At 73.7% G+C, this 15,425-nt stretch carries 16 protein-coding genes; 8 read left to right on the top strand and 8 right to left on the bottom strand.

Features of this window, described 5'->3' with window-relative positions:
• Positions 1 to 44: 44 nt before the first annotated feature.
• The 4 genes from ACI78T_RS20435 to ACI78T_RS20420 form a co-directional block, all read right to left on the bottom strand.
• Complete coding sequence (locus tag ACI78T_RS20435) at positions 45 to 1,457, bottom strand: MFS transporter (RefSeq protein WP_456559970.1); 1,413 nt, start codon at positions 1,455 to 1,457, stop codon at positions 45 to 47.
• A gap of 10 nt (positions 1,458 to 1,467) precedes the next feature.
• The gene (locus ACI78T_RS20430; RefSeq protein WP_456559969.1) at positions 1,468 to 2,469 is read right to left on the bottom strand and encodes an anion permease; all 1,002 of its coding nucleotides are present in this window, start codon (positions 2,467 to 2,469) and stop codon (positions 1,468 to 1,470) included.
• 4 nt (positions 2,470 to 2,473) lie between these two features.
• Positions 2,474 to 3,091 carry a DUF47 domain-containing protein gene (locus tag ACI78T_RS20425; protein WP_456559968.1) on the bottom strand — a complete coding sequence of 206 codons (618 nt, stop codon included), beginning with the start codon at positions 3,089 to 3,091 and terminating at the stop codon, positions 2,474 to 2,476.
• A gap of 107 nt (positions 3,092 to 3,198) precedes the next feature.
• Positions 3,199 to 3,762 (bottom strand): sigma-70 family RNA polymerase sigma factor, encoded by a 564-nt coding sequence (locus ACI78T_RS20420; RefSeq protein WP_456559967.1) that lies wholly within the window; start codon positions 3,760 to 3,762, stop codon positions 3,199 to 3,201.
• A gap of 96 nt (positions 3,763 to 3,858) precedes the next feature.
• Between ACI78T_RS20420 and ACI78T_RS20415 the strand changes: the two genes are divergently transcribed.
• The 5 genes from ACI78T_RS20415 to ACI78T_RS20395 are packed head-to-tail and all read left to right on the top strand — an operon-like array spanning position 3,859 to position 8,831.
• Positions 3,859 to 4,503, top strand: coding sequence for a zf-HC2 domain-containing protein (locus ACI78T_RS20415; protein WP_456559966.1), 645 nt, complete (start codon positions 3,859 to 3,861; stop codon positions 4,501 to 4,503).
• On the top strand, positions 4,500 to 6,287 hold the full coding sequence (locus tag ACI78T_RS20410) for a copper resistance CopC/CopD family protein (protein ID WP_456559965.1): 1,788 nt from the start codon (positions 4,500 to 4,502) through the stop codon (positions 6,285 to 6,287). The genes ACI78T_RS20415 and ACI78T_RS20410 overlap by 4 nt, the downstream gene beginning before the upstream one ends.
• A gap of 50 nt (positions 6,288 to 6,337) precedes the next feature.
• On the top strand, positions 6,338 to 7,081 hold the full coding sequence (locus ACI78T_RS20405; protein WP_456559964.1) for a YcnI family copper-binding membrane protein: 744 nt from the start codon (positions 6,338 to 6,340) through the stop codon (positions 7,079 to 7,081).
• Positions 7,078 to 7,758 (top strand): SCO family protein, encoded by a 681-nt coding sequence (locus tag ACI78T_RS20400; protein ID WP_456559963.1) that lies wholly within the window; start codon positions 7,078 to 7,080, stop codon positions 7,756 to 7,758. Before ACI78T_RS20405 ends, ACI78T_RS20400 begins: the two co-directional genes overlap by 4 nt.
• A complete protein-coding gene (locus ACI78T_RS20395) occupies positions 7,755 to 8,831 on the top strand; it encodes a hypothetical protein (protein ID WP_456559962.1) in 1,077 nt (358 codons plus the stop codon). The genes ACI78T_RS20400 and ACI78T_RS20395 overlap by 4 nt, the downstream gene beginning before the upstream one ends.
• A 19-nt stretch (positions 8,832 to 8,850) precedes the next feature.
• Here ACI78T_RS20395 and ACI78T_RS20390 read toward each other — a convergent pair whose 3' ends face one another.
• The 4 genes from ACI78T_RS20390 to ACI78T_RS20375 are packed head-to-tail and all read right to left on the bottom strand — an operon-like array spanning position 8,851 to position 13,223.
• Complete coding sequence (locus ACI78T_RS20390) at positions 8,851 to 9,678, bottom strand: phosphocholine cytidylyltransferase family protein (protein ID WP_456559961.1); 828 nt, start codon at positions 9,676 to 9,678, stop codon at positions 8,851 to 8,853.
• Positions 9,665 to 10,804, bottom strand: coding sequence for a CDP-glycerol glycerophosphotransferase family protein (locus ACI78T_RS20385; protein ID WP_456559960.1), 1,140 nt, complete (start codon positions 10,802 to 10,804; stop codon positions 9,665 to 9,667). The genes ACI78T_RS20390 and ACI78T_RS20385 overlap by 14 nt, the downstream gene beginning before the upstream one ends.
• Positions 10,801 to 11,580: an HAD family hydrolase gene (locus ACI78T_RS20380; RefSeq protein WP_456559959.1), complete on the bottom strand. Its 780-nt coding sequence runs from the start codon at positions 11,578 to 11,580 to the stop codon at positions 10,801 to 10,803. Before ACI78T_RS20380 ends, ACI78T_RS20385 begins: the two co-directional genes overlap by 4 nt.
• 29 nt (positions 11,581 to 11,609) lie before the next feature.
• Positions 11,610 to 13,223, bottom strand: coding sequence for a mannitol dehydrogenase family protein (locus ACI78T_RS20375; RefSeq protein ID WP_456559958.1), 1,614 nt, complete (start codon positions 13,221 to 13,223; stop codon positions 11,610 to 11,612).
• Between the two features lie 475 nt (positions 13,224 to 13,698).
• Between ACI78T_RS20375 and ACI78T_RS20370 the strand changes: the two genes are divergently transcribed.
• The 3 genes from ACI78T_RS20370 to ACI78T_RS20360 are packed head-to-tail and all read left to right on the top strand — an operon-like array spanning position 13,699 to position 15,320.
• Entirely contained in the window at positions 13,699 to 14,460 is a 762-nt protein-coding gene (locus tag ACI78T_RS20370; RefSeq protein ID WP_456559957.1) for a M23 family metallopeptidase, read from the top strand.
• 12 nt (positions 14,461 to 14,472) lie between these two features.
• Positions 14,473 to 14,886, top strand: a complete 414-nt coding sequence (locus ACI78T_RS20365) for a helix-turn-helix domain-containing protein (protein WP_456559956.1) — start codon at positions 14,473 to 14,475, stop codon at positions 14,884 to 14,886.
• Positions 14,887 to 14,906: 20 nt separating this feature from the next.
• Entirely contained in the window at positions 14,907 to 15,320 is a 414-nt protein-coding gene (locus ACI78T_RS20360) for a VOC family protein (protein ID WP_456559955.1), read from the top strand.
• Positions 15,321 to 15,425 lie beyond the last annotated feature (105 nt).

Here is a 15,425-nt window from a genome sequence, read left to right as displayed (position 1 = left end):
CCAGATCGATCGACATTCGCAACGTCGGGTCCCAGGATGCGGGATCAGGGCTCCAGCACGTCGTTGCGGATCGTCGCCCAGGACACCGCGCCGCCGATCGCGAACAGCGCCGCGCAGATCATCAGCGCCATGCGGTAGCCGTCGGTGAACGCGACGGGATCGGCGTAGTCGTCACCGCCCAACCCCACGGCCACCGGCAGCGCCGCGACGGCGAGCAGCTGGGCGGCCCGGGCGACCGCGTTGTTGACCCCGCTCGCGACGCCCGCCATGGCATCCGGCGCGGCGCCCAGCACGGTGGCCGTCAGCGGCGCCACGGTGAGCGCCATCCCGAGCCCCTGCAGGACCGAACCCGGCAGGATCTCGACCACGTAGGGGGCGCTCCCGTCGACGAAGGCCAGCAGGAAGGTGCCCACGGCGACGACGAGCGGTCCCACGGTCATGGGCAGCCGCGGCCCGATCCGCTGGGCGAGCGCGCCGCCGCGGGGCGACAGCAGCGTGATCAGCAGGATCGAGGGCAGCATCGCCGCCCCCGCGGCGGTGGCCCCGTAGCCCAGCACGTTCTGCAGCTGGAGGACGACGAACAGGCCTCCGCCGCCGAGCGCGCCGTACACGGCGAACGTGGCCACGTTGGCACCGGTGAACTGGCGGTCGGCGAAGACGCCCATCGGGAGCATCGGGTCCGGCGCCCGCCGCTCGCGGATCACGAACCCGACGGCCGACACGACACCGATCCCCGCCGCCACGAGCACGTCGGCGCGGGCGAAGGTGTCCTCCGCGGCGATCAGCGCGTAGGTGATCCCGCCGAGCGCCAGCGCCCCCAGGACCGCCCCCGCGACGTCGAACCGGCCGTGGTGCCGCTCGTCCCGGCTCTCCGGCACGTGGCGCCCGGAGACGGCCACGATCACGACGGCGAACGGCACGTTGATGAGGAACACCAGCCGCCAGCTCACCGCGTCGACGAGCAGGCCGCCGAGGAACGGCCCGATCAGGCCCGCGATGCCCGACAGCGACGACCACAGCCCGATCGCCCGCCCGCGGTCCCCGTGCCGGAACGACGACTGGATCAGCGCCAGGCTCCCCGGCGTCAGCAGGGCGCCCCCGATGCCCTGCAGGGCCCGGGCGGCCACCAGCTGCCCGGTCGTCTGCGCGATCCCGCAGAGCAGCGACGCGGCGGCGAACCACACGACGCCGAGCACGAAGATGCGGCGTCGTCCGTAGCGGTCGCCCAGCGAGCCGCCCAGGAGGATCAGCCCGGCCAGCGTCAGCGTGTAGCTGTTGACGGTCCACTGCAGGCCCGAGAGCGGGGCGTCGAGCTCCTCGCCGATGGCCGGCAGCGCCACCTGCACGGCGGTCGCGTCGAGGAACGCCATGCCGGAGGCGAGCACGGTGACGACGACGAGCCACCGGCCCGGGGCGGTGCCCAGTGCGACCGCGGAGCCCTCGCGCTCGACCGTCACGGGGTGCGGCTCAGCCGACGACGAGGTCCGTCAGGAAGTAGGCCACGGCTGCGACGGCTCCCGCTGCCGGCAGCGTGACGACCCACGCGGCGACGATATTGCCTGCGACGCCCCAGCGGACCGCCGACAGCCGCCGGGTCGCCCCGACGCCCATGATCGACGTGGTGGTGATGTGCGTCGTCGACACCGGGACGGCGAACACCGTCGCCGTGGTCACCATGACGCTGGAGGCCACCGTCTGCGCGGCGAACCCGCCGGCCGGGGTCAGCTGGATGATGCGCCGGCCCATGGTCCGCATGATGCGGAAGCCGCCCGCGTAGGTGCCCGCGCTGATCGCTCCCGCGGCGGCCAGGACGACCCAGAAGGGCACCTCGAAGCTGTCGATCTCGCCGGCGGTGAAGAGGGCCAGCGTGATGATGCCCATCGTCTTCTGGGCGTCCTGCATGCCGTGCCCGAGCGCCATGGTGCCGGAGCTGACGATCTGCGCGTACTTGAAGCCGCGGTTCGCCCGGGTGGCCGACGCCCGGCGGAACGCCCAGAGGATCGCCAGCATGAACAGGTAGCCCAGCCCGAAGCCGACCAGCGGCGACAGGATCATCGGGACGATGACCTTGTCCAGGACGCCCATCCACTGGACCGAGTGGGCGGCCGCCAGGGCCGCCCCCACCAGCCCGCCGATCAGCGCGTGGGAGGACGACGAGGGCAGCCCGTACCACCAGGTGATCAGGTTCCAGGTGATCGCCCCGATGAGCGCGGCGAAGACGATCTCCAGCCCGTTGTTGCCCTCGGGCGGGTCGATGATCCCCGCCCCCACCGTCTTGGCCACCTCGGTCGAGAGCAGGGCTCCGACGAGGTTCATCACCGCGGCGAGCGCCAGTGCCACCCGCGGGGTGAGCGCCTTGGTGGAGACGGCGACCGCGATGGCGTTCGCCGCGTCGTGGAAGCCGTTGGTGTAGTCGAACGCCAGGGCGACCAGGACGATGATGATCAGACCGACGAAGGCGGCGTCCACCGAGTCAGGACTCCTTGACGGCGATCGTCTCGACCACGTTGGCGAGGTGCTCGAACGCGTCGGCGGCCTCCTCCAGCTGGTCGGCGACCTCCTTGAGCTTGAGGATCTCGAGCGCGTCGAACTCCCCGCTGTAGAGGCGCGAGAGCAGCCGGCGGTAGAGCTTGTCGGCCTCGTTCTCGATGCGGTTGACCTCGATCCAGTAGTCGGAGAGGTCCTTGAGCGTCCGGAGTCGCGGCATGGCTTCGGCCGTGGTCTGGGCGCAGCGCTGGAGCAGGGCGACCTGCTGGCTCATCTCGGCGGGCAGGGTGCCCAGGCCGGTGAGGATCACGAGGTCGGCGGCCGCCTCCACGAAGTCCATGACGTCGTCGAGGTTGCTGGCGAGGGCGTAGATGTCCTCGCGGTCGAACGGCGTCACGAAGCTGCTGTTGAGCTGCCGGAAGATCGCGTGCGTCGTCTGGTCGCCGGCGTGCTCGAGGTCGCGCAGCTTGTCGGCCAGCTCGTTGCGACGTGCGTGGTCGTGGATGAACTCACTGAGGACGTCGGTGGCCGCTACCAGGTTCTCCGCCGAGGCGGTGAACAGCGGGTAGAAGCTCGAGTCCTTGGGGGTGAGGCTGAAGGGCACGCGTCGGCTCCGTATCGGAAGGGGAAACGGACGGCGTCGTCCAGGTGACGACGCACGGCCGTGGATGAGCTTAGGTGCCGTCGCTGTAACGGGTCGCGCCGGACGGCTCAGGCGTGAGCGGCGTCGCCCTCGGCGGCGTCGTCCGTCACCCCGCCGAGGGAACCGATCAGATCCGCGCGGGCCCGCGCGACCCGCGAGCGGATGGTGCCCACCGGGCAGCCGGCCACCTCGGCCGCCTCGGCGTAGGGCAGGCCGAGCAGCTGGGTGAGGACGAACGCCTCGCGGCGGTCGGGGTCGAGGCGGGCGAGCAGGTCGTCGACGGCCGCGCCCTCGGCGACCGGGTCGCCGCCGCGGGTGGGGGAGAGGTCCTCGAGGTCTCCCGCGTCGCGGACGAGGGTCAGGCGCCGGCGGCGGCGGGAGCGGACGGCGTCGGCGCAGACCCGCCGGGCGATCGCCAGCAGCCAGGTGCGGACGGACGAGCGGTTCTCGAAGCGGTGCAGCGAGCCGAAGGCCCGCAGGTAGGTCTCCTGGGTGAGGTCGTCGGCGTTCTGGCCGTCACCGAGAGCCGCGCACAGCCGCCACACGTCGGACTGGGTGGCGCGCACCAGCGCCGCCGCCGCGAGCGGGTCGCCCTCGGCTGCGTCGGCCGTGATGCGTTCCAGGTCGTCCATGTCCCGATCTTCGTCGCGGGGGGTGCTCCGGGATGTGCGGCGGAGAACTTCCACCCGCCCGGGAACCGTACGCGGTCCGGCGACGACCAATGGGTCATGACGTGCTCTCCCTACCGCGAGGCCATCTCCGCCCGCCTCGACGGTGAAGCCCTCGGGATGCCGTCCCGCGAGCTCGACGACCACCTCACCACCTGCTCGGGGTGCGCGGGCTGGGCCGGGGAGGCCGCCGTGGTGACCCGCCGCGCCCGCCTGGCCGCGGCCCCCGCCGTGCCGGACCTCACCGCCGCGGTGCTCGGCGCCCTGCCCCGCGAGCTCCCGGGCGCCGCTGCGGCGGCCCGCACCCGGCTCGCCGACTCCGCGCTCCGGCTGGCGCTGCTCGCGGTCGGGGTCGCCCAGGCGGCCTTCGTCCTGCCGGTCCTGCTCACCGGCGCCGGCGCCATGAGCGCCCCGGTGCACATGGCCCACGAGACCGGGGCGTGGAACCTCGCGGTGGCGGCGGCGTTCCTGGCCGTCGCGGCGTCCCCCCGCCTGGCCGCGGGCGCGCTGCCCGTCCTGGTGTCCTTCACCGCGCTGCTGCTGCCCGTGACCGTGGCCGACCTCGGTTCCGGGCACGTGCACGCCGAGCGGGCGGTGGCCCACCTCCTGCTCCTGGCCGGGGTGTTCCTCGTCTGCACCGTGGCCTGGCGAGGACGCCGCCGGCGCACCGTGCGAGCCCTGTCCGGGCGCCGGGTCCCCGCGTGAGGCGCTCCTGGCTCGTCGTCGTCGCGCTGCTGGCCGGCTGGCTGGCCGGCGGCGTCGTCTCCGCGCCGCCCGCCTCCGCGCACGCCACGCTCGAGTCCACCGATCCGGGGGAGGGCGCCCGGCTGGACTCGGTCCCCTCCGAGGTGACCCTCGAGTTCAGCGAGGGTGTGTCCCTGGGCGCCGGCTACGCGCGGGTGCTCGGCTCCGACGGCGAACGGGTGGACACCGGTGCGGCCGCGGTGGACGGGCGGGTCCTGACGATCCCGCTGCGGGACGGCCTGGCCGACGACGGCTACCTCGTCACCTACCGGGTCGTATCGGCGGATTCCCACCCGATCTCCGGTGCCTACTCCTTCGTCGTGGGAGACGGCGAGCTCGTGTCGACCGCCGGGGCGGGAGCCGACGACCCCACGGACCCGCTCGTCGCCGCCGCGCTCCCGATCAGCCGCTGGCTGGGCTTCGCCGGGCTCGCTCTCGTAGTCGGGGTGCCCGTGCTGGCGCTCTGCTGCTGGCCGGGCGGCTGGGCCTCCGACCGGCTGCGTCGCCTGGCGACGTGGGGGGCGATCGCGGTGGCCGGCTCCGCAGTGCTGTCCTTCCTCCTGCAGGGCCCGTACGCGGCGGCGTCCGGGATCGGCTCGGCGTTCGACCCGTCGCTGCTCTCGGCGACCCTCGAGTCAGAGGCGGGCTGGACACTCCTGGCCCGGGCGGTGCTGGCCGTCGCCCTCGCGCTGGTCCTGCGCCCGGTCTGGCGCCGCGGCACCCCGCCGTCGACCGCGCGCACGGTCGCCGCCGGGGTGCTCGCCCTGGGCCTGGTGGTCGCGACGGCGGCGATCGGGCACCCGGTGGCCGGACCGTGGCCGGGGCTGGCGGTGGTCGTCGCGTCCGTGCACGCCGCGGGCATGGCCGTGTGGCTGGGCGGCCTGGCCGGCCTGCTCGCGGTCGTGCTGCGCCCGACGACCTCCGGTGAGGAGCTGGCCCGGGTGCTCCCGCCGTGGTCGCGCCTGGCGTTCGGCGCCGTCGGCGCGCTGGTCGTGACCGGCACCGTGCAGGCGGTCCGGGAGGTGGAGTCGCCGACCGCGCTGTTCGCCACGACGTACGGCTGGGTGCTCGTCGGCAAGCTCGTGCTGGTCGCGGTCCTGCTCGCCGTTGCCGGCGTCTCCCGCGTCTGGGTGCAGCAGCGCCTGGGCGTCCGGCACCCGCGGCCGGGCGGCCGGCGCACCCTCACGGCGCACGCGTTCGCCGCCACCAGCGGCGGGGACGGCGCCGCACCGGAGCCGGCCGTCGAGGAGGCGGCGGACCTGCGCGGCCGGCTGCAGTCGGAGTCGGCCGTGGAGCACGTCCCCGCCCTGCGGCGGTCCGTGCTCGTGGAGTTCGCCATCGCGGCCGTGGTGCTGGCTCTCTCCGCCGTCCTCGTCGGCACGCCACCCGCCCGCTCCGCCGTCGCCGAGCCGGTCGACGTCCTGCTGCCCCTGCAGGGCAGCAACGGCCCGTCGGGGAGCGTGCAGATCTCGGTCGACCCGGCCCGACCGGGGCCGAACACGCTGCACGTCTACCTCTTCGACGACGAGGGGCGGCCCACCCAGCCCGCCGGGATCACGGTGACCCTCACCGAGCCGTCGCAGGAGATCGGCCCGCTCGACGTCGAGCTGGCCGGCGCCGGGCCGGGCCACTACGTCAGCGACGGGATGGACATCCCGGGCGCCGGCACCTGGACGCTCGCCGTGAGCGTCCGGCTCGACGAGTTCACCGCCACGACCGCCCGTACCGAGTTCCCGGTCCGCTGACTCGTACCTGCAGCGCCGGATCCCCCAGACCCCCGATGAACAGGAGTTCCATGTCCCCGCGTGCCACAGCCCTGCCCCGCCCGCTCACCCGTGCGGTCGTCGTCGTCGTGGCCCTGCTGACCGCCCTGGCGGCCTCCGTCGTCGTCGCGGCGAGCGCGTCGGCGCACGTCACCGTGGCCAGCCAGGACGCCGCCCCCGGCGGCTACGGCAAGCTCACCTTCCGGGTGCCCAACGAGAGCGACACCGCCAGCACGGTCGGTCTGCGGATCCAGATCCCGGAGGAGGCCGCGCTGGCCTCCCTCCGCACCCAGCCGATGCCCGGCTGGACGGCGACCCTGACCACGGCCGACCTCGACGAGCCGATCGACAACCACGGCCAGGAGATCACCTCCTACGTCTCGGTCGTCGAGTTCCGCGCCGACGAGGGAGCCGGCATCGGCCCCGGCCAGTTCCAGGAGTTCGCGCTGTCGGGCGGCCCGTTCCCCGACGCCGACCAGCTGTCCTTCCCGACCGTCCAGCTCTACAGCGACGGCACCGAGGCCGCGTGGATCGAGCCGACCGTGGACGGTCAGGAGGAGCCGGAGAGCCCCGCGCCCGTGCTCAGCCTCACCTCGGCGGCATCGGGCGACACCGCCGACGCCCCGGCCGCCGCGGAGGAGGACCACGACCACGCGGCCGCGGTCGAGGAGTCGCCGGGGGCGCTCGCGCTCTTCCTCGCCATCCTGGCGCTGCTCACCGGCATCGCCGGTGTCGTCCTCGGCTGGCGGGCGACGCGACGTACCGTGTCCTCGTGAGCTCCGCCCTCGGCGGCCGCCTGCGTCCCGCGCTGACGGCCCTCTCCTTGGCCGCCGTCGTCCTCCTCAGCGGGTGCGGTGACGAGGCGACCGCCGAGGGCGAACCGCACGCCGGCGGGCACGACCACTCCGACGCACCTGCTGCGGTCGAGGGTCCCGACGACGAGTACGCGGGGCTCGACCTGGCCGAGCCCTACCGCCGGCCGCAGTTCACCCTCACCGACACGACCGGGGCGGCGTTCGACTTCACGGCCCTCACCGCGGGCAAGCCGACCCTGCTGTTCTTCGGCTACACGAACTGCCCCGACGTGTGCCCGACCACGATGGCCGACGTCGCGGTCGCCCTGCGCGGCCTGGACGCCGCGGTGGTGCAGGACCTGCAGGTCGTCTTCGTCACCACCGACCCGGCGACCGACACCCCCGAGGTCCTGGGGGAGTACCTGGACCGCTTCGACGCCGACCTGCCCGTCGCCTTCACCGGGCTGACCGGGGACCAGGAGGCGATCGACCAGGCGCAGCTGTCCACCGGGGTGCCGCTGGCCGAGGACCAGGGCCGGCTGCACTCCTCGCTGCTGCTCCTGTACGGCTCCGACGACGAGGCGCACGTCGCGTTCGACGCCGGCAACACCTCGCGCGACATCGCCGACGACCTGCGACTGGTCGCGGAGGGGGCGTGACGCGGGCGGCGGCCCGGCTGCTCGTCGTCCTCGCGGGCCTGCTGGCCGCCCTCGCGGTCGCCGGCCCGGCCGCGGCGCACGTCGGCGGCGGGGCCGCGGGCAGCGACTACGACGCCCGCGTGCTCGCCGTGACGCCGGAGGTGCCCGGCCTCACCGTGCGCGTCCTGCAGTTCGGGGACGAGCTGGAGCTGGTCAACGAGACCGGCAGCGAGGTCTCCGTCCCCGGGTACGACGGCGAGCCCTACCTGCGCATCGGCCCGGACGGCGTGTGGCGCAACGCCAACAGCCCGGCCACCTACATCAACCTCGACAGGTACGCCCAGGTCGACCTGCCCGACCACGCCGAGCGCGGGGCCGAGCCGGACTGGGTGCGGGTGTCCACGGACCCCGCCTACGTCTGGCACGACCACCGGACGCACTGGATGAGCGCCGACGTCCTGCCCCCTGCGGTCGCGGCCGACCCGACCAGCCCGCACACCGTCTTCGAGTGGACGGTCCCGCTCGTGCACGACGGCACCGACGTGGCGGTCACCGGCGAGCTGACGTGGACCCCGCCGCCGTCGCCCTGGCTGGTCTGGCCCGCCTACGCGGTCCTGGCGCTGCTGGCGGTCGCGGCCGGGTTGCTCGCCCGGGGCCCGCGCCCGCTCGGCGTGCTGCTGCTGGTCGGGGCCGGCGCCGCGCTGTGGCACGCGGCCGCCACGCCCGAGCCGCCGGTGAGCGTCTCCTCGCACGCCGGCGCGATCGTCTCGGCTCTGCTGCCCGCGCTCACGGCGGTGCTGGTCGGGGTCCTCGGCTTCCGCGCCTCCCGGCGCGGGCGGGGCGCGATGACCGGGCTGTTCGCCGTCGTCCTCGGCTGGCTGCTGCTGGTGCAGGGGCTGCCCGACGTCGACGTGCTGTGGACGGCCAACGTGCTGTCGAACGGCCCGCAGGCGCTGGCCCGGGTGGCGGTCGCCCTGCTGCTCGCCCTCGGCGCGGGGTTCGTCGTCGGCGGGATCGCGGCGGTCCGCCGCTTCCGGGAGTCGCCGGCGCCCTCCGACGGTTCCGGCCCCGGGCGTCCGGTCCCGGTCGGCTGACCGGGACCGGACGACGGGCTCAGCCGACCTCGGCCACCGCGGCGACGTCGTCGACCACGTGGTTGAGCGGGCCGGGCAGCAGGCTGTTGGCCCGGTGCAGGTCGGTCTCGAAGTCGACCTCGACGGCGGCGAACTGCGAGATGTCCAGCGGCCGGAACCGCAGGCCCCGCTGCTCGATCGCGGTCTCCATGCCGCGCTCGAAGTAGTCCTGCAGGTCGCAGGCGCCCAGGTGCTCGACCAGCGCCGGCTTGTCGGCGGCCGACACGAAGTTGATGCCCACGGCCTCGCCGAGCCCGCCGACCACCGTCTTGGACAGCTCGCGCACGAACCCGTCGCCGTCCAGCGTGTACTTGACCTCCTCGTCGGCCACGGTGTTCGTGTCGACGCAGACGAAGCTCTGGTCGGCCCGCAGCCACGGGAGCGCGAGCTCCAGGACCGCCGGGTCGAAGACGACGTCGCCGTTGAGCCAGAGGACGCCGCCCTCGTGCGAGTTGCTCAGGCCGCGGAGCAGGCTCTTCGAGGTGTTGGTCGTGGCGAAGTCCGGGTTGTAGGCGAAGGTCAGGTCCGGCGCCGCCTGCATGATCATCTCGCAGCGGTAGCCCACGACCGCCGTGATCGGTACCTCGGCGCCCAGGACGGCGCGCAGGCCGTCGAGCTGGCGCTGCAGGATGCTGCGCCCGTCGTGCAGCGGCGTCAGCGGCTTCGGGTGGTCGCGGCCGAGGCGGGTGCCCATGCCGGCCGCGAGGATGACCACCTGCAGCGGCGTCTGGGCCGGCTGCAGCCGCGTAGATCGGGAGGTGGACCGCCCACGCAGGACGTTGCTCAGAACTCGGTCAGAGGTCCGCACGGTTCTCATCTCCCTCGGTTGTCCAGCCGGCGCCCCGTGCGCCGGACGGGAAGAGCAGGTCGAGGACGCGCTGGGTCGCAGCGCCGTCCTCGAGGTGGGTGAACTCCTGGCGGAACCGGGCGTACCGGTCCGCCGTCCGGGCCGCGATCGCGTCGATGTCGGCGATCGCCGCCACGAGTTCCTCGCTGGTGTGCAGCAGCGGCGTCGGCGCGGCCTCGGCCAGGTCGAAGTAGAAGCCGCGCAGCTCGTCCCGGAAGTAGTCCAGGTCGTAGGTGAAGAAGAGCAGTGGCTTGCCGGTGATGGCGAAGTCGAACATCGTCGACGAGTAGTCGGTGACCATCAGGTCGGCGGCCAGGTAGAGGTCGCGGATGTCGGGGTGGCTGCAGACGTCGCGCACCGCCGAGCCCTCGGTGATCTCGAGCCGGTCCATGACCATGTTGTGCAGCCGCAGCAGCAGCACGTGGTCCTCGCCCAGCCGCTTCCCGAAGTCGTCGAGGTCGATGGCGAACTCGAAGTCCTGCGGCCCGGTCTTGTTGAACACCAGGTCGTCGCGCCAGGTCGGGGTGTAGAGGACGACCTTCTGGTCGTCGCGGATGCCGAGGTCGGCGCGGACGGCGGCGCGCACCTCGCCGGCCTGCGGGGAGCTGAGCAGGTCGTTGCGGGGAAGCCCGGTCTCGTGGATCGGCCCGGTGAAGCCGAACGCCTTGCGCAGGCGCTCGGTGGACACCGCGTTGGGCGAGAGCAGCAGGTCCCAGCGGGCGATGTCCTGCTCGAGGTAGGACAGCCGGCCCTCCGGCGCCCACAGCACGTCGTTGTGGATGCGCTTGAGCATCGTGCCGTGCCAGGTCTGCAGGTAGGTCGTGCCCGGCCGCTTCTCCCAGTCGAGCGGGATGTGGTCGTTCGAGACGACGACGTCGGCGCCCTCGAGCGCGGCGATGCACTCGGGGCTGCCGAACTCGACCGTGGTGATGTCGGCGGGGAAGGTGTCCGTCAGGTGCGGCGCGGCCAGCCAGGTGTGCGTGGCGCCCGCGGCCGGGCCGTCGGAACCCTGGGCCAGCAGCGCCTCGTAGATGGCGCGCGGGCTGTCGGAGAAGTGGCCGCGGAAGGCGCTGTAGACGATGTTCACCGGGCCGCTCCCGTCGTCAGCAGGTCGTCGTCGCGACGGACGAGGACGGGGAGGAGCAGGTCGGCGATCTCCTGCCACGAGGAGACGACGGCGAGGACGCCGGCCGACTCCAGGACCGCGGCGCGCTCGGCCCGCTCCTCGGGGGCGACGAACAGCAGGTTGCCGATGGTCGGGCAGCCGGCCGCCACGGCGGACTGCGCGCCGGGCAGCGAGTCCTCGACCGCCAGGCCCTCCTCCGGCCGGATGCCCAGCTGCGCGCAGGCGTGCAGGTAGACGGCGGGGTCGGGCTTGCTGGTCGGCGTGGGGAGGGAGTCCTCGGCGCTGAACCGGCGGGCCGGTGGGATCAGCTCGTCGAGGTCGGTCGCGGTGAAGCAGGCGGCGAGGCGGGCCAGCGCGCTGGAGCTCACGGCGGCGAGCTCCAGGTGCGCGGCCATGGCCTCGAGCGCCGCCGACGTCTCGGCGTGCGGGCGCAGCGTGCGGCCGAGGTGCTCGGTGACCGCGCGCTTCTCCTCCTGGACCCAGGGCTCGACGTCGGCGTCCGGGACGCCGGCCTCGGCGGCCAGCCGCTGGGCCGTCGTCCGGAAGTTCAGCCCGGTCGCCGCGAGGCGGAGCTCCGGGGCGGTGAACCGGCGGTCGCTGCCGATGGAGGCGAGGAAGGCGTTGGTGACCTCGACCGACGCGTCGAAGGCGGGCTCCTCGGACGGGAAGAGGTTGCCGTCGGCGTCGCAGAGCAGGAAACGCACCTGCTCGAGCGGCTGCGTCGGGACGGGCGGCATCGGTGGGATCTCCCTCGGGTCGTGGTGGCTCATGGGCGGAACCTGCCGGACGGGTGCAGCGCCGCGGCCACGGCCACGCGCACCCCGTCGTGCTCCAGACGGTCCAGCGCGGCGGTCAGTTCCGCGACGAAGACGGGGTCGTCGCCCAGGTCGCCGAAGATCGACCGGACGCCGAGGAGCGGCCGGGGGTCCGTGCCGCCGGCGCGGGCGAGCGCCCGCAGCTCGTCGGCGCGCGGGTCGTCGATCACGACCGGCCGGCCCTCGAGGTCGGTCCCGCGCAGGTAGCGGAACCAGGCGGCGACGGCGACGGTGAGCAGGGCGTGCGGCCGGCCGGTGTCGAGCGCCTCGCGGAGCGAGGGCAGCAGGTGGTGCGGCATCTTCGTCGAGCCCCGCCGGCACAGGCGGTAGAGCTGGTCGGCGATGGCCGGGTTGGCGAACCGCTTGAGCAGCGTGGCCTTGTACTCGGTCAGGTCGATGCCGTCCGGCGGGGGCAGGAGCGGCGTGACCTCGACGTCCATGAGCTGCTCGACGTACTCCGCGAGCAGCGGATCGGCCATGACGCGGTCGATGCTGGCGTGCCCGGCCAGGGAGCCGAGGTACCCCAGGGCGCAGTGGCTCGCGTTGAGCAGCCGCGTCTTCATCAGCTCGTAGCGGGCCACGTCCTCGACGAAGCGCACGCCGACGACGTCCAGCGGGGGACGGCCGTTGCAGAAGTCGTCCTCGATGACCCACTGCGAGAACGGCTCGGTGATGACCGGCCAGTTGTCGTCGACGCCGTAGCGCTGGGCCACCGCCTCCCGCTGCTCCGGGGTGGTGTGCGGGGTGATGCGGTCGACCATGCTGCTGGGGAAGGACACCCGGTCGGTGATCCAGCGGGCCAGCACCTCGTCGCGCAGCCGGGCGAAGCCGACGATCGCCGACCGTGCGGCGTCCCCGTTGCGGTGCATGTTGTCGCAGGAGACGACGGTGAACGGGGGCAGACCGGCGCGGCGGCGGCGGTCGAGCGCCTCGACGATGAACCCGAAGACGGTGCGCGGCCGGTCGGTCTCCGCGAGGTCCCACCGGATGTCGGCGTCGTCGGCGTCGAAGGTGCCGGTCTGGGGGCACAGCCGGTAGCCGTTGCCGGTGATGGTCAGCGAGACCATCCGGGTGCGGGGATCGGTCAGGACGTCGAGCACCGTGCCGGGGGCGTCGGGCGCGAAGTGGTAGTCGAGCATCACGCCGACGACGCGGGCGCGCTCACCGTCGGGGCTGCGCTCGACGACGGTGTACAGGTGGTCCTGCGGTGCCAGGGCGTCCTTCATGTGCCGGCTGTGCAGGCCCACGCCGACGACCCCCCAGCCGGTGCTGATGCCGCGCTCGGCGAGGTCGTCGAAGTACAGGAGCTGGTGCGCCCGGTGGAAGCCGCCGACGCTGAAGTGCACGACGGCGGGGGTCAACGACGCGCGGTCGTAGGTCGGGACGATCAACTGCTCGTCGTGCTGGCCGAGGGTCCGGTCGGCCAGGGGCCGGATGGAGGTGGCCGAGGCGACGACGTTGGGCAGGTCGGCGAGGGCGATCTCGGTGGCCGTCGGTGCGGTCGGGAGCTCTGCGGGGGCGAGGCCCGGGCTCTGGGGGAGGGGAAAGATCTCCGCTTGGGTCAACGCATCCCTCCGTCTGGTCGTCTCTGGGCACGGCTCATCGCAGCCGTCCCAGTTTCGGGCCGACGGTGATCAGCAGTACACGGGTCCGGCGGTCTCCCGCGCAATGGCTCGGACGCCCATCCGCTCACCGGACGCCGAATCGTTAGACGCGGGAGCGGCGCGGTGATTTCACGCCGGAGGACCAGACTGCCCCGTGCCGGCGACCGTCAAACCCCATCGCCACCCGCTCGGGTGTACGAGGGCGGGTGCGTGTGGGCAGGAGCACAACCGTGTGCGCTCCGTGAGCCTCCACAGGGCCCCGGAATGACACCGGTGTGAGTAACGCCTGTGACTCGTGGGACGTGTGTGGCAGCTCGCACGGCGTGTCACCACCGACGCGCCGTACTCCGGGTTACGGCCAGGTCACGGAATGTTTGGATGGGCGGCAGCCGAACTTCCCCTCCGGCTCCTCCTCCGCACACGAACGGGCAGGTGCATGCGCGCACGTTCCGAGGCCCCCACGGACCTCCTGACCGCGGCCCGCCCGGCCGCCCGTCACGGCGCTCCCGCCCGTCGCCGCTCCACGCCGAAGGTGGCCCGCCGGCCTGCGCTCCTGCTGAGCGCCCTCCTCGCCGGCGGCGTCGCGGCCGCGGGCCTCGGGCTGCACAGCGCCCCGGCGGCGTCCGCGGAGGCGACCTCGGTGCTGGAGGCCCAGCAGGAGCTGCTCGGCGGCGACGAGGGCCTCGAGGTCAAGCCGCAGGCGTCGGTCACCGTGGCCGAGGCCCAGGCCCGGCTGCAGGAGGTCGCCGCCTCCCGCGCGGCGCGCGCCGAGGCCGAGGCGCAGGCCCGCGAGGCCGCGCGGCCCAAGTTCGTGCTGCCGGTGAACGGCGCCCGGCTGACCAGCGGCTTCGGCAGCCGGTGGGGCACCTTCCACTACGGGATCGACCTGGCGGCGCCGATGCGCACGCCGGAGTACGCGGCCGGTGACGGCGTCGTCCTGCGTGCCGGTGCGGCGAGCGGCTTCGGCCTGGCGGTCTACATCCTCCACGAGAACGGCGACGTCACCGTCTACGGCCACATGGACTCGATCCTCGTCGAGCCCGGTCAGTACGTGGAGGCCGGCGAGACCATCGCCCTGCTCGGCAACCGCGGTCAGTCGACCGGTCCGCACCTGCACTTCGAGGTGCACCGGGGCGGCGAGGACGGCGAGCGGATCAACCCCATCCCGTGGCTCGCGGAGCGCGGCGTCCGCGTCTGATCTGATCGGGGCGTGAGCGGCGCCGTCGAGGACTCGAACCGGCGGATGCTGCGGGCGCGCGACGCCATGGACGCGCGGTACGCCGAACCGCTCGACGTCCCCACCCTGGCGCGGATAGCGCACGTGTCCGAGGCGCACTTCATCCGCACGTTCCGGGCCACGTTCGGCGAGACGCCGAACCGCTACCTGCAGCGGCGGCGCGTGGAGCGGGCCATGTTCCTGCTGCGCTCGGGCGACCGCAGCGTCACCGACATCTGCATGGACGTCGGGTTCAGCAGCCTGGGCACCTTCAGCCGCGTGTTCCGCGAGATCGTGGGGGAGCCACCCTCGGTCTACCGGCAGCGCGGGCCGCTGCCGCCGGTGCCGACCTGCTTCGCCATGCGGTGGGCCAGACCGAGCAGTTTCGGAGAAGCACCGGGGGAGTGACCCTCCCTAGCGTTCTCCCCATGCTGACCTCCATCACCATCACCCAGATCTACGTTCCCGACCAGGACGCCGCGCTCGACTTCTACGTCGGCAAGCTCGGCTTCGAGGTCCAGGCCGACATGAACTTCGGCCCCATGCGCTGGCTCACCGTCAACCTGCCCGGCCAGCCCGACCGCGCCGTCCTCCTCGAGAAGCCGGGGGCGCCGTCGATGAGCGAGGAGACCGCCGCGACCGTGCGCGAGGCGATCGCCAAGGGCGTCGCCGGCGGGCACCTGTTCTTCGCCTGCGACGACGCCTACAAGACCCACGCCGAGCTCAAGGCGAAGGGGGTCGAGATCACCGAGGAGCCGGTCGACCAGCCCTACGGGATCGACTTCGGGCTGCGCGACCCGTTCGGCAACCACATCCGCATCGCGCAGATGAAGCAGCCCTGACCACGTCGTCCCGGGGGGGGGGGGGGGGGGGGGGGGGGGGGGGGGGGGGGCGGGGGGGGGGGGGGGGGGGGGGGGGGGGGGGGGGGGGGGGGGGGGGGGGGGGGG

The organism is Blastococcus sp. SYSU D00922 (assembly GCF_054050495.1).
Note: the sequence above shows the minus strand (reverse complement) of the source record. Positions and strands in the feature narration are given on the sequence as shown.

What these genes read in the sequence shown, in the direction of transcription:
- ACI78T_RS20415 (WP_456559966.1), top strand. Translation starts at nt 3,859, where the DNA reads ATGACGTGCTCTCCCTACCGCGAGGCCATCTCCGCCCGCCTCGACGGT.
- ACI78T_RS20420 (WP_456559967.1), bottom strand. Translation starts at nt 3,762, where the DNA reads ATGGACGACCTGGAACGCATCACGGCCGACGCAGCCGAGGGCGACCCG.
- ACI78T_RS20380 (WP_456559959.1), bottom strand. Translation starts at nt 11,580, where the DNA reads ATGCCGCCCGTCCCGACGCAGCCGCTCGAGCAGGTGCGTTTCCTGCTC.
- ACI78T_RS20370 (WP_456559957.1), top strand. Translation starts at nt 13,699, where the DNA reads ATGCGCGCACGTTCCGAGGCCCCCACGGACCTCCTGACCGCGGCCCGC.
- ACI78T_RS20405 (WP_456559964.1), top strand. Translation starts at nt 6,338, where the DNA reads ATGTCCCCGCGTGCCACAGCCCTGCCCCGCCCGCTCACCCGTGCGGTC.
- ACI78T_RS20360 (WP_456559955.1), top strand. Translation starts at nt 14,907, where the DNA reads ATGCTGACCTCCATCACCATCACCCAGATCTACGTTCCCGACCAGGAC.